This is a genomic window from Kitasatospora sp. NPDC058048 (assembly GCF_042885555.1).
Taxonomy (GTDB): domain Bacteria; phylum Actinomycetota; class Actinomycetes; order Streptomycetales; family Streptomycetaceae; genus Kitasatospora; species Kitasatospora lactacystinica.
Genome location: NZ_JBHVRT010000026.1, coordinates 18,705 through 31,561 on the forward strand (window position 1 = coordinate 18,705; position 12,857 = coordinate 31,561).

Here is a 12,857-nt window from a genome sequence, read left to right on the forward strand (position 1 = left end):
TCTGCTCGGGTATCGGTCGTGCGTGTTCGATATGGCACGCTACTCCAGTTCGTGCCACCCAAAAGGACGCGCCTCGTGAAGACTTCAGCTGAACGCCTGGCAGTACTCGGTTGCGCCGGTCTGGTCGCCGTGTCGGTAACGGGTTGCGGATCGGTGACCGACGTGGTCAAGGGGGACGGCGGCAAGTCGATCACCATGGGCACCAGTCAGCTGACCGGTGTCCTGGACCCGGCCGCCGCCTACGACTCCGGCTCGTGGCTGCTGCTGCGCAACACCTTCCAGTCGCTGCTCACGTTCCAGGCGGCGGCCAGCTCGCCCTCCCCGGACGCCGCGCAGGCCTGCGAGTTCACCGGTAGCGACGCCGTCGAGTACCACTGCACCCTGAAGCCGGGCCTGAAGTTCTCCAACGGGCACCCGATGACGGCCCAGGACGTGGTCTTCTCGATCGAGCGCACCAAGAAGATCAACGACGCGAACGGCCCGGTCGAGCTGCTCGACTCGATCAAGTCCGTCGAGGCCAAGGGCGACAACGAGGTGCTCTTCCACCTCTCCGCGCCCGACGCCACCCTGCCGGCCAAGCTGGCGAGCCCGGCCGGCGCCATCGTGGACCACCAGGTCTACCCCGCCGACAAGCTCGTTCCCAACGACAAGCTGATCGGCTCCGGCCCGTACCGCATCGACTCGGTCGAGAACCTGAACGGCGGCAAGCAGCTGGGCAAGGTCGTGATGTCGGCCAACGACAAGTACGGCGGCGAGGCCAAGCTGCGGAACAACAAGTTCACCGTGCGGTACTTCGACAAGTCCGAGGACCTGAAGGCCGCGCTGGACAAGAGCGAGGTCGACCTCACCGACAACAGCCTGGAGCCGAACACCGCCGCCCAGGTCCGCTCCGACCAGCAGGGCGGCAAGACCGACCTCCAGGTGACCGAGGGCGACAGCAACGACACCCGTTCGCTGGTCCTCAACACCAAGGACCCGCTGATGAGCAACGTCGCCGTCCGGCAGGCCGTCGCCCAGATGATGGACCGCAAGGCGCTGGCCCGCGACGTCTTCGCCCGCACCGTCCAGGCGCTCTACTCCATGGTCCCGGCCGGCCTGCCCGGCCACACCACGGTCTTCTTCGACCGCTACGGCGACCAGGACGTGAACAAGGCGAAGAAGATCCTCGCCGACGCCAAGGTCCAGACCCCGGTCAAGTTCACCCTCACCTGGTCCCGTTCGCGGGCCGGCAGCAACGAGGCCGAGACGCTGAAGAAGCAGCTGGAGACCGGCGGCCTCTTCCAGGTGACGCTCGCCCAGGAGCCGGACTGGGACTCGTACCGCAAGGGCTGGACCGAGGGCAGGTACCAGGCGTACGTCATCGGCTGGTTCGCCGACTACCCGGACCCGGACAACTACCTCGCCCCGCTGCTGATCAACGGCGGTGCCTACCACCACGGTTGGGACGACCCGCGGATCAGCGGAAGGCTGGTGCCGGAGGGCCTCAAGCAGACCGACCGCAGCGCCGCGGCCGCCACCTACGCGCAGATCCAGCAGATCGAGGCCGACAACGTGCCGCTGATCCCGCTGTACCAGAACAAGTCCTTCTTCGCGGCCCGCTCGTACGTCACCGGCGTCGAGTCCACCGTCGACACCACCGGCTACTTCCGCTTCTGGGAGATCAGCCGGACCAACAAGTAGCGCCCGCAGAACGGCGGCCCGCCCGCTTCCCCGTACCGACGGGGGAGCGGGCGGGCCGCCGTGACGTTTCAGCAGCCGCGGACGGCCGCCGCCGCCCCTACAGGGCGCCCGGGCGCACCAGCCCGCTCTCGTAGGCGTACACGGCCGCCTGGACCCGGTCGCGCAGCTGCAGCTTGGTCAGCACATGGCCCACGTGCGTCTTCACAGTGGTCTCGCTGACGAACAGCTCGGCCGCGATCTCCGCGTTCGACAGCCCGCGCGCCACCAGCTTCAGCACCTCCAGCTCGCGCTCGGTCAGCGCGCTCAGCGCCTGCGGCGGCGCCTCGTCGCCCGAGGGCAGCTTGGTGGCGTACATGTCCAGCAGCCGGCGGGTGATGCTCGGCGCCAGCATCGCCGCGCCGTCCGCGACCACCCGGATCGCCTGCACCAGCTCCTCGGCCGGGACGTCCTTCAGCAGGAAGCCGCTGGCGCCCGCGCGCAGCGCCTCCACCACGTACTCGTCCAGGTCGAAGGTGGTCAGCACCAGCACCTTGGCCGGGCCGTCCCGCCCCGGGCCGGCGATCCGGCGGGTCGCCTCGACGCCGTCCATCCTGGGCATCCGGATGTCCATCAGCACCACGTCGGGCTGCAGCGCCCGCACCTGGTCCAGCGCCTGCTGGCCGTCGCCGGCCTCGCCGACCACCACGAGATCGGACTCGGCCTCCAGGATCATCCGGAAACCGGTGCGCAGCAGCGGCTGGTCGTCGACCAGCAGCACTCGGATCGTCACCTAGGACTCCTTGCTCATCGGATCCCCCGTGGGATCGCTTTCATCCGACGTACGCGCCAGCGGCAGCGGGTACGGCGGCGGGGTGCCGCCGAACTCCGGGCAGCTGGCCTGGTGGTCGCACCAGTCGCAGAGGCGGTTGCGGGTGGCCGGGAAGTCCCCGGTGGCCACCGCGTGGCCGATCCGTTCCCACAGCGCCTGGAGCTTGCGCTCCACCGCGAGCAGGTCGGCCTCGTCCGGGTCGTAGCTGACCACGTCCCCGCCGCCGCCGAGGTAGACCAGCTGGAGGCGCTTGGGGATCACGCCCTTCCAGCGCCACACCACCAGGGCGTAGAACTTCATCTGGAACATCGCCTTGCCCTCGAAGTCCCGCGAGGGCGCCCGGCCGGTCTTGTAGTCCACCAGCCGGACCTCACCGGTCGGGGCGACGTCCACCCGGTCGATGTAGCCGCGCAGCAGAAGCCCCGAACCCAGGGCCGTCTCCACGTAGAGCTCCCGCTCCACCGGGTGCAGCCGGGTCGGGTCCTCCAGCCGGAACCACTGGCCGACCAGCTTCTCGGCGTCCGCCAGCCAGCGGGTGAGTGCCGCGCCGTCCGGGTCCTCCGGGAACAGCGTGCCCAGCTCCGGGCGCTCGCCCAGCAGCCGCTCCCACTGCGGGCGCAGCAGGCCCAGCGCCCGCTCCGGCGTCCGCTCGGCCGCCGGGCTGTCGAACAGCCTCTCCAGCACCGCGTGCACCAGCGTGCCCCGGGTCGCCGCCGAGCTCGGCGGCTCCGGCAGCCGGTCGATCACCCGCAGTCGGTACAGCAGGGGACAGGTGAGGAAGTCCCCCGCTCGGGACGGGGAGAGCCCGGTCGGGGGTGCCGCCGGACGCACGGCGGCACTGCTGGTCTCGGTGTGCTGCATGGCTACGACCCTATTGCCCTTTCCTGTCATCCCGCTGCCACGGTGCTGCCACGGACGCGCGGGAGTGGGTATGAAGCCGGGGGGAGGGCCGCGCGGCGCCGGAGGGCGGCGATCACGTAGCGTGGGCGTACCGGGCACGACGGGGGAGACGACCGAAGGGATCACGGTGAGCGACAGCAGGGGGCAGCAGCCCTCCGACCGGCCACCGCGGGCGGGCGACGGGCGCCCGGCCGGGGCGCCGCCCGAGCGCCGCGGCGGCATCCTGATGGGCCGGCCCTTCGGCGTGCCCGTCTACGTCACTCCGTCCTGGTTCGCCATCGCCGCACTGATCACCTGGGTGTTCGGCGGACAGCTGGGCGAGGTTCTGCCCGACCTCGGCGGCGCCCGCTACCTGGTCGCGTTCTTCTTCGCGGTCGCCTTCTACGCCTCCGTCCTGGTGCACGAGCTCGCCCACACCCTGGTCGCGCTGCGCTACAAGCTCGGGGTGCGGCGGATCCAGCTGCAGTTCTTCGGCGGGGTCTCCGAGATCGAGAACGAGGCGGAGAGCCCCTGGCGGGAGTTCTGGCTGGCCTTCGTCGGCCCGCTGCTCTCGCTGCTGCTCGGCGGCCTGTTCTACCTCGGGGTGCGGGCGGTGGAGCTCTCCACCGTGCCCGGGGTGCTGCTCACCGGCCTGATGATCTCCAACCTGGTGGTCGCCGCCTTCAACCTGCTGCCCGGCCTGCCGCTGGACGGCGGCCGGATGCTGCGCGCGGTCGTCTGGGCGATCAGCGGCAAGCCGATGACCGGCACGGTGGTCGCCGCCTGGGTCGGCCGCGGGCTGGCCGTCGCGGTGCTGATCGGCCTGCCGCTGCTGAGCGCCGCCCGCGGGGTCGAGCGCACCACCACCGACACCCTGGTGGACGCCCTGCTGGCCGCGGTGCTCGCCGCGATCATCTGGAACGGTGCCACCGGCAGCCTGCGCAACGCCCGGCTCAAGGAGGTGCTGCCCGGCCTGCGGCTGCGCGAGCTGGCCCGGCGGGCCGTCGAGGTCACCGCCGACACCCCGCTGGGCGAGGCGCTGCGCCGCGCCCGCGAGGCCCGGGCCGGCGCGGTGATCGTGGTGGACGGCCGGGGCGAGCCGATCGCCCTCGTGCGCGAGGCCGCCGTCCGGTCGGTGCCCGAGCACCGCCGCCCCTGGGTGGCCGTCGGACCGCTCGCCCGCGACCTCGAACCCGGGATGCGGCTGAGCGCCGACCTCGGCGGCGAGGACCTGCTGCGGGCCGTCCAGGCCACCCCGGCGGGGGAGTACCTGGTGGTCGAGGCGGACGGCCGGGTGTACGGCGTCGCCTCGCTCAGCGACATCGAGCAGCGGCTGACCGCCGCCGTCTCCGGCCGCTGACCGACGGCCGCCGATCATGGTGGTAGGGCGGGAGGCTCCGCTTCCCTTAGGATTGTCGGCATGTCCGAACCGACCGGTGCCGCCCGCAGACGCGGGCCCTTCCAGGTCGGGGACCAGGTCCAGCTGACCGATCCCAAGGGTCGCCACTACACGTTCACGCTCCAGGCCGGGAACCAGTTCCACACCCACAAGGGTGCGTTCCCGCATGACGAGCTGATCGGCGCTCCCGAGGGCACGGTCGTGCGCACCACGGGGAACGTCCCGTACCTCGCGCTGCGTCCCCTGCTCCCCGACTACGTCCTGTCCATGCCGCGCGGCGCCGCCGTGATCTACCCCAAGGACGCCGGCCAGATCCTGGCCATGGCCGACATCTTCGCGGGTGCCCGCGTGATCGAGGCCGGCGTCGGGTCCGGCGCGCTCAGCATGTACCTGCTGCGCGCCGTCGGCGAGCACGGCATGCTGGCCTCCTACGAGCGCCGGCAGGACTTCGCCGACATCGCCCAGGGGAACGTCGAGCGCTACTTCGGCGGCCCGCACCCGGCGTGGAAGCTCACCGTCGGCGACCTCCAGGACAACCTGGTCGAGACCGACGTCGACCGCGTCATCCTCGACATGCTGGCCCCCTGGGAGTGCCTGGACGTCGCCTCCGAGGCGCTCGTCCCCGGCGGCCTCATCTGCTGCTACGTGGCCACCACCACGCAGATGTCCAGGACCGTCGAGGCGCTGCGCGACCACGGCACCTTCACCGAGCCGCAGGCCTGGGAGACCATGGTCCGCACCTGGCACCTGGAGGGCCTGGCGGTCCGCCCGGACCACCGGATGATCGGCCACACCGGCTTCCTGCTCACCGCCCGCCGCCTGGCGGACGGTGTGGAGCCGCCGCTGCGCCGCCGCCGCCCGGCCAAGGGCGCGTACGGCGAGGACTACGACAACGGGGCACCCGAGCCCACCCTCCAGGAGCGCGCCGCCGCCCGCAAGGCCGCCCGCGACACGGAGACGGAGCAGCCCGACCTGGGCTGAGCCCCGGAACCCACCGCGAAAGGGGTGGTACGAGCACACCGCTCGTACCACCCCTTTCGCATCCCGCCGATCACGGTGTGGGACGATGCTCGCGCACGCAGACCAGCTCCTGGAGCTCTGGAGGGGACGCCTGGTGGAGACCGCGGTCGGGACGACGGCGACGGCTGGACAGCGGACACCGCGGAGCCGCTCCGGGCCCGGGCACGCGCGCACCGCCCCCTGGCACTGGGCCGTCGCCCTGGCCGGCTGCGGCGCGGTCGTGGGGGCCGCGCTGGCCGCCTCCCCGGCGACCGGCACCCCGGTACCCGCGCACCCCGTGCCCACGTCCCTCGCGGTGAGCGCGGGCCCCGACCCGTCCCAGGTCCAACTCCCGCTGGACTGTGGCCCGTTCCCGGTCAAGACGGCGCTCAGCGTGTCCGCGCGGCTCGGCGACGGGCGCCCCGCCACGGTGGTCACCGCGCACTGCGCCACCGAGACCGGCACCCCGCCGGACGCCGTCCTGCTGCTCGGCTTCGGCCCGGGCGGGCGCCCGGAGGTGGTGGCCACGCTGCTGCCCGAGCGCGAGAACCTCACCGTGAGCCGGATCGCGGTGCGTTCGGACGGCGCCATCACCGGCCACGCGCAGGGGTATTCGAGCGAGGACGTGCCGCGGTTCCGGCCCGACATCTCGGTCGACCTCACCTGGACGCGCAAGGGCGGCGGCTGGGAACGCTCCCAGACCGCCGCCCCGCTCTCCGCCGTGTGACGGACCGACCGCCGTGCGGACCCGCTGATCCGCGGGCCGGCTACTCCGCGTCCGGCCCGTACACCTCGACCCGGTCGGCGACCCGGCGCACGTGGATGCAGTCGCCGGGGCACTCCTTCGCCGAGTCCACCACGTCCTGAAGGATCGTCAGCGACACCGGGGCGGTCTCCCCGGGCTGCTGGCGCAGCTCGTCGTCCGGCCCCTTCACATAGGCCAGCCCGTCGATGTCGAGCTCGAAGACCTCGGGCGCGTACTGCACGCAGATGCCGTCGCCGGTGCACAGATCCTGGTCGATCCACACCTCCAGCTCTTCGGCCGCTGCCGCCGTCTGCTCGGTCACCGACATGGTCCCCTGCCGTTTCTGTCCCGGGTCGCCCCTATTCCTGGAGCAATCCCGCCATTCGTACAACGATCGGACCTCGACTTGTGGTCGCGATCGGATATCACTTCGCTCGACGATACATCTGGCCCGCTTTGGGTGGTGCGCGGTGGGTATCCCCCTTAGCAGAGGGGAAGCACGCTGGGGCGAAGATCGGACACGCCCGTTCCATCTTTCTTGATCTAGGGGTTTACGGACCCCTGGTCCCAGGTAGGGTCTGGAAGCGTCCAGCTCCCCGGAGGAGGTGAGGACCGTGGCAGCCCACGATGACGACTACAACCGCAGCACCGGCAGGCCCGCTCGTGGTTCCGACGAGGCCGCTCAGGTCTCGTACCTTGAGCAGGAAATCGCCGTGTTGCGCCGCAAGCTCGCCGACTCGCCGCGCAATTCGAGGATCCTCGAAGAGCGGATCGTCGAGCTCCAGACCAACCTGGCGGGCGTGACCGCCCAGAACGAACGGCTCGCCTCCACCCTGCGAGAGGCCCGCGACCAGATCGTGGCCCTCAAGGAGGAAGTGGACCGGCTGGCACAGCCCCCGGCCGGCTTCGGCACCTTCCTCGACGCGAACGAGGACGGCACCGCGGACATCTTCACCGGCGGGCGCAAGCTCCGCGTGAACGTCAGCCCGAGCGTCGCCCTCGACGAGGTGCGGCGCGGCCAGGAAGTGATGCTCAACGAGGCCCTCAACATCGTGGACGCGATGGCCTTCGAGAACATCGGCGAGATCGTCACCCTCAAGGAGCTCCTGGAGGACGGCGAGCGCGCCCTGGTGCTGGGGCACACCGACGAGGAGCGGGTGGTGCGCCTCGCCGAACCGCTGCGTGGGCTGACCATCCGGTCCGGGGACGCCCTGCTGCTGGAGCCCCGCTCCGGCTACGTCTTCGAGGTCGTCCCGAAGTCCGAGGTCGAGGAGCTGGTCCTCGAGGAGGTCCCGGACATCGACTACCGCCAGATCGGCGGTCTGAGCAACCAGATCGAGCTGATCCGCGACGCGGTCGAGCTGCCCTACCTGCACGCCGACCTCTTCAAGGAGTACGAGCTGCGCCCGCCCAAGGGCGTGCTGCTCTACGGCCCGCCCGGCTGCGGCAAGACGCTGATCGCCAAGGCGGTCGCCAACTCGCTGGCCAAGAAGGTCGCCGAGGTCACCGGCCGCCCCCAGGGGAAGAGCTACTTCCTCAACATCAAGGGCCCCGAGCTGCTCAACAAGTACGTGGGCGAGACCGAGCGGCAGATCCGCCTGGTCTTCCAGCGGGCCCGGGAGAAGGCGGGCGAGGGCACGCCCGTCATCGTCTTCTTCGACGAGATGGAGTCGCTGTTCCGCACCCGCGGCTCCGGCGTCAGCTCGGACGTGGAGAACACCATCGTCCCGCAGCTGCTCGCCGAGATCGACGGCGTGGAGGGCCTGGAGAACGTCATCGTCATCGGCGCCTCCAACCGCGAGGACATGATCGACCCGGCGATCCTGCGGCCCGGCCGCCTGGACGTCAAGATCAAGATCGAGCGCCCGGACGCCGAGGCCGCGAAGGACATCTTCTCCAAGTACCTCAAGGACTCGCTGCCGTTCCACCCGGACGACCTCAAGGAGCACGACAGCTCCGTCGGGGCCACGGTGGCCGCGATGATCCAGTCGGTGGTGGAGCGGATGTACTCCGAGACCGAGGAGAACCGCTTCCTGGAGGTCACCTACGCCAACGGTGACAAGGAGGTCCTGTACTTCAAGGACTTCAACTCCGGCGCGATGATCCAGAACATCGTCGACCGCGCGAAGAAGATGGCCATCAAGGACTTCCTCGACCACGGTCAGCGCGGTCTGCGCGTCTCCCACCTGCTCGCCGCCTGCGTGGACGAGTTCAAGGAGAACGAGGACCTCCCGAACACCACCAACCCGGACGACTGGGCCCGCATCTCCGGCAAGAAGGGCGAGCGGATCGTCTTCATCCGCACGCTGGTCACCGGCAAGCAGGGCGCCGAGTCCGGCCGCTCGATCGACACTGTCGCCAACACGGGGCAGTACCTGTAAGCACGCGGTTGTCCGGGCCGGCAGCGGTCCCCGGAGCTGTACGCACACCGTCCGGCTGTGGCGCCTCGCGGCCCCGCAGCCGGACGGCGCGTCTCCGGGCCCGCCGCTCGGCGCCGGGTTCTAGGCTCGACCCACCGTCCGCGGGCAGAGGCCCGGCGTCGGTGTTGTTCGGCGGTACGTCAGAGTGCTCCGCCCGTCGGGGGCGGTGCACCGGGCAAGGAGGGCCGCATGACCGTACGGCGCGTGATGGGCATCGAGACCGAGTACGGGATCTCCGTGCCCGGGCACCCCAACGCCAACGCCATGCTCACCTCGTCCCAGATCGTCAACGCGTACGCGGCGGCGATGCACCGGGCACGGCGGGCCCGCTGGGACTTCGAGGAGGAGAATCCGCTGCGCGACGCACGGGGGTTCGACCTGGCCCGCGAGGTCGCGGACGCCAGCCAGCTGACCGACGAGGACATCGGCCTCGCCAACGTCATCCTCACCAACGGGGCCCGGTTCTACGTGGACCACGCGCACCCCGAGTACAGCTCGCCCGAGGTGACCAACCCGCGTGACGCCGTGCTCTGGGACAAGGCCGGCGAGCGGATCATGGCGGCCGCGGCACAACGCGCGCTGGAACTGCCCAACGGGCAGACCATCCACCTCTACAAGAACAACACCGACAACAAGGGCGCCTCCTACGGCACCCACGAGAACTACCTGATGAAGCGGGCGACACCGTTCGCCGACATCGTCCGCCACCTCACCCCGTTCTTCGTCTCCCGCCAGGTGGTCACCGGCGCCGGCCGGGTCGGCATCGGCCAGGACGGCTCCGCGCACGGCTTCCAGATCAGCCAGCGGGCGGACTACTTCGAGGTCGAGGTGGGCCTGGAGACGACGCTCAAGCGCCCGATCATCAACACCCGCGACGAGCCGCACGCCGACGCCGAGAAGTACCGCCGACTGCACGTGATCATCGGGGACGCCAACCTCTCCGAGATCTCCACCTACCTCAAGCTGGGCACCACCTCGCTGGTCCTGTCGATGATCGAGGACTCCTTCATCGCCGCCGACCTCGCGGTGGACCAGCCGGTGCGCACCCTGCACCGGGTCTCCCACGACCCGACGCTCAAGCACCTGATCACCCTGCGCAACGGGCGCCGGCTCACCGCCGTCCAGCTCCAGCTGGAGTACTTCGAGCTGGCCCGCAAGTACGTGGAGGACCGCTTCGGCACCGACGCGGACGAGCAGACGGTGGACGTGCTGGCGCGCTGGGAGGACGTCCTGGGCCGGCTGGAGCGCGACCCGATGTCGCTGTCCCGGCAGCTGGACTGGATCGCCAAGCGGGAGATCCTGGAGGGATACCGCAGCCGGGACGCCCTGGAGTGGGACAACCCGAGGCTGCACCTGGTCGACCTCCAGTACAGCGACGTACGGCCCGAGAAGGGCCTCTACAACCGCCTGGTGGCCCGCGGGCGGTTCGAGCGGCTGGTCACCGAGGACGAGGTCGAGCGGGCCGTCTCCAAGCCGCCGGAGGACACCAGGGCGTACTTCCGCGGTCGCTGTCTGGAGCAGTACGCGGACCACGTCGCGGCGGCCTCCTGGGACTCGGTGATCTTCGACCTGCCGGGCCGGGACTCGTTGCAGCGCGTCCCCACCCTGGAACCGCTGCGCGGCACCCGCAACCACGTCAAGGAGCTGCTGGACCGCTGCCGCACGGCCGAGGACCTGCTCCGGGTGCTGGCCGGCGGGTAACTTTTCGATCACCATGGGTGAACGTCCGCCGAATGGGAATCATCCGGGGTGGCAGCGGGTGTTGGACAGGAAGCGCCACCGGCAAACCGGGAGCGGCAGTCGCACCTTGTGTATAGGGTCGGTGCAGCAAGCAACGACCGAACCGTGCCAGACGAATCGAGCGGGGTGAGGGAAATGGCGAGCAAGGACACCGGCGGCGGCCAGCAGCGGGCAAACCGTTCCTCCGAGGAGGTCGAGGAGCAGGCCGCGGAAAGCCAGAATTCCGACGACCTCAAGGAGCGTCAGGAAAAGCTGAGCGACGACGTCGACGCGGTGCTGGACGAAATCGACGAGGTCCTCGAGTCGAATGCCGAGGATTTCGTGCGCGGATTCGTCCAGAAGGGCGGGCAATAGCCCGCACCCGGGCATTCCGAATTCACGGTCGCGACCGTCCGGGGCGGCCGGGCGGCGAGCACCGCCCGGCCGTCCGGCACCGGCCCCTCCACCCGTGGACAGTGATCGTCGGGCGGGTAGGGTGCGGGCAGCGCGCGCTTCAAGCTACCTGGAAGGAATCGTGTGGAAGCCAACACTCGTGGCACCGGGCGTCTACCGGCTGCCTTCCTGACCCCGGGGTCGTCCTCGTTCATCGACTTCCTCGCCGAGCACAAGCCGGAGCTGGTCCCCGGTCGCCGCGGGCTCCCCGAGGGCGCCGTGGTCGAGGCCCCGCACGGGACCACGATCGTGGCCGCGACCTTCGACGGCGGCGTGGTGATCGCGGGTGACCGCCGGGCCACGATGGGCAACGTGATCGCCCAGCGCGACATGGAGAAGGTGTTCCCGGCCGACGAGTTCAGCGCGGTCGGCGTGGCCGGCACCGCGGGCCTCGCGATCGAGATGGTCCGGCTGTTCCAACTGGAGCTGGAGCACTACGAGAAGATCGAGGGCACCACGCTCTCCCTGGAGGGCAAGGCCAACCGGCTCACCACCATGATCCGGGGCAACCTGGGCATGGCGATGCAGGGCCTCGCGGTGGTGCCGCTGTTCGCCGGCTACGACCTGGACCTCGGCCGCGGCCGGATCTTCAACTACGACGTCACCGGCGGGCGGTCCGAGGAGCGCGGCTTCACCGCCACCGGCTCCGGCTCGGTCTTCGCGCGCGGCTCGATGAAGAAGCTCTACAGCGAGGGGCTGACGGCCGACCAGGCCGTCACCATGGTCGTCCAGGCGCTGTACGACGCGGCCGACGACGACTCCGCCACCGGCGGCCCGGACCTCGCCCGCAAGATCTTCCCGATCGTCTCGCTGATCACCGAGGACGGCTTCCGCCGACTCACCGAGGCGGAGGTCACGGAGGTCGCCGTCGCCATCACCGACGAGCGCCTGGCCCGGCCCAACGGCCCGCAGGCCCCGCTGATCTAGCCACCACCTCACAGGAAAGGGACGACCGCCGGTGTCGACACCGTTCTACGTCTCACCCCAGCAGGCCATGGCGGACCGCGCGGAGTACGCCCGCAAGGGCATCGCGCGCGGCCGCAGCGTGGTCGTGCTCACCTACGCCGACGGCATCGTCTTCGTCGCGGAGAACACCTCCAGGGCGCTCCACAAGGTCTCCGAGATCTACGACAAGATCGCCTTCGCGGCGGTCGGCCGCTACAACGAGTTCGAGAACCTGCGCATCGGCGGCGTCCGCTACGCCGATCTGCGCGGCTACTCCTACGACCGGGCCGACGTCACGGCCCGGGGCCTGGCCAACGTGTACGCCCAGACCCTGGGCACCATCTTCTCCTCGGTCGGTGAGAAGCCGTACGAGGTCGAGCTGATCGTGGCCGAGGTCGGCCGCACCCCCGACAACGACCAGATCTACCGGCTCACGCCGGACGGCTCGGTCGTGGACGAGAAGAACTACGTGGTGGTCGGCGGCAACGCCGACTCGATCGGCAACTACCTGGGCCAGCGCCACCGGGCCGGCCTGAGCCTCACCGAGGCGGTGAAGGTCGCGGTGGACTCGCTGGCGCGCGACCCCAACGGCGGCAGCGCGCGCAGCCTCACGCCGGAACAGCTGGAGGTCGCGGTCCTCGACCGCCAGCGGTTCCAGCAGCGCAAGTTCAAGCGGATCCTGGGCAACCAGCTGGGCCGGCTGCTCGACGGGGACCAGTCCGCCGAGGCGGACGACGACGACAACCCGGCGGACGGCACGCCGGTGTAGCAGTACCTGTGGAGTTCCGTACGGCGGCCCCGCCGCCGTCG

12 protein-coding genes and 1 pseudogene are annotated in these 12,857 nt (G+C 70.5%); 10 read left to right on the forward strand and 3 right to left on the reverse strand.

Annotated features, from left to right (window positions below):
- The first annotated feature begins 153 nt into the window (after positions 1-153).
- Positions 154-1,680: an ABC transporter substrate-binding protein gene (locus ACFVVA_RS25555; protein ID WP_387692992.1), complete on the forward strand. Its 1,527-nt coding sequence runs from the start codon at positions 154-156 to the stop codon at positions 1,678-1,680.
- A gap of 97 nt (positions 1,681-1,777) precedes the next feature.
- Here the strand turns inward: ACFVVA_RS25555 and ACFVVA_RS25560 are convergent, their stop codons facing one another.
- Both ACFVVA_RS25560 and ACFVVA_RS25565 read right to left on the reverse strand, forming a co-directional pair.
- Positions 1,778-2,449 (reverse strand): response regulator transcription factor, encoded by a 672-nt coding sequence (locus tag ACFVVA_RS25560; protein ID WP_188299078.1) that lies wholly within the window; start codon positions 2,447-2,449, stop codon positions 1,778-1,780.
- Positions 2,450-3,349 carry a RecB family exonuclease gene (locus ACFVVA_RS25565; protein ID WP_387692994.1) on the reverse strand — a complete coding sequence of 300 codons (900 nt, stop codon included), beginning with the start codon at positions 3,347-3,349 and terminating at the stop codon, positions 2,450-2,452. It abuts the gene before it with no gap.
- A gap of 160 nt (positions 3,350-3,509) precedes the next feature.
- Here ACFVVA_RS25565 and ACFVVA_RS25570 point away from each other — a divergent pair, with 160 nt between their 5' ends.
- The 3 genes from ACFVVA_RS25570 to ACFVVA_RS25580 all read left to right on the forward strand — a co-directional run bounded on the left by ACFVVA_RS25570 (position 3,510) and on the right by ACFVVA_RS25580 (position 6,492).
- A complete protein-coding gene (locus tag ACFVVA_RS25570) occupies positions 3,510-4,727 on the forward strand; it encodes a site-2 protease family protein (RefSeq protein WP_387693147.1) in 1,218 nt (405 codons plus the stop codon).
- A 60-nt stretch (positions 4,728-4,787) separates the two neighbouring features.
- A complete protein-coding gene (locus ACFVVA_RS25575) occupies positions 4,788-5,747 on the forward strand; it encodes a tRNA (adenine-N1)-methyltransferase (protein ID WP_359901190.1) in 960 nt (319 codons plus the stop codon).
- A gap of 85 nt (positions 5,748-5,832) precedes the next feature.
- On the forward strand, positions 5,833-6,492 hold the full coding sequence (locus ACFVVA_RS25580; protein ID WP_387692997.1) for a hypothetical protein: 660 nt from the start codon (positions 5,833-5,835) through the stop codon (positions 6,490-6,492).
- Between the two features lie 40 nt (positions 6,493-6,532).
- Here ACFVVA_RS25580 and ACFVVA_RS25585 read toward each other — a convergent pair whose 3' ends face one another.
- A complete protein-coding gene (locus ACFVVA_RS25585) occupies positions 6,533-6,838 on the reverse strand; it encodes a ferredoxin (RefSeq protein WP_359901185.1) in 306 nt (101 codons plus the stop codon).
- 286 nt (positions 6,839-7,124) lie between these two features.
- Here ACFVVA_RS25585 and arc point away from each other — a divergent pair, with 286 nt between their 5' ends.
- The 6 genes and pseudogenes from arc (at position 7,125) to prcA (ending at position 12,816) form a co-directional block, all read left to right on the forward strand.
- Positions 7,125-8,891: a proteasome ATPase gene (gene arc / locus ACFVVA_RS25590; protein ID WP_359901182.1), complete on the forward strand. Its 1,767-nt coding sequence runs from the start codon at positions 7,125-7,127 to the stop codon at positions 8,889-8,891.
- A 228-nt stretch (positions 8,892-9,119) separates the two neighbouring features.
- Positions 9,120-10,631: a depupylase/deamidase Dop gene (gene dop, locus ACFVVA_RS25595; RefSeq protein WP_359901180.1), complete on the forward strand. Its 1,512-nt coding sequence runs from the start codon at positions 9,120-9,122 to the stop codon at positions 10,629-10,631.
- A gap of 174 nt (positions 10,632-10,805) precedes the next feature.
- Positions 10,806-11,024, forward strand: a complete 219-nt coding sequence (locus tag ACFVVA_RS25600; RefSeq protein ID WP_188299085.1) for a ubiquitin-like protein Pup — start codon at positions 10,806-10,808, stop codon at positions 11,022-11,024.
- Positions 11,025-11,157: 133 nt separating this feature from the next.
- Positions 11,158-11,235: pseudogene (locus tag ACFVVA_RS25605) on the forward strand (recombination endonuclease VII); the annotation flags it as partial.
- Complete coding sequence (gene prcB / locus ACFVVA_RS25610) at positions 11,232-12,029, forward strand: proteasome subunit beta (RefSeq protein ID WP_380352913.1); 798 nt, start codon at positions 11,232-11,234, stop codon at positions 12,027-12,029. The pseudogene ACFVVA_RS25605 and the gene prcB, both read left to right, overlap by 4 nt.
- Positions 12,030-12,060: 31 nt before the next feature.
- Positions 12,061-12,816 carry a proteasome subunit alpha gene (prcA, locus tag ACFVVA_RS25615; RefSeq protein WP_387693000.1) on the forward strand — a complete coding sequence of 252 codons (756 nt, stop codon included), beginning with the start codon at positions 12,061-12,063 and terminating at the stop codon, positions 12,814-12,816.
- Positions 12,817-12,857 lie beyond the last annotated feature (41 nt).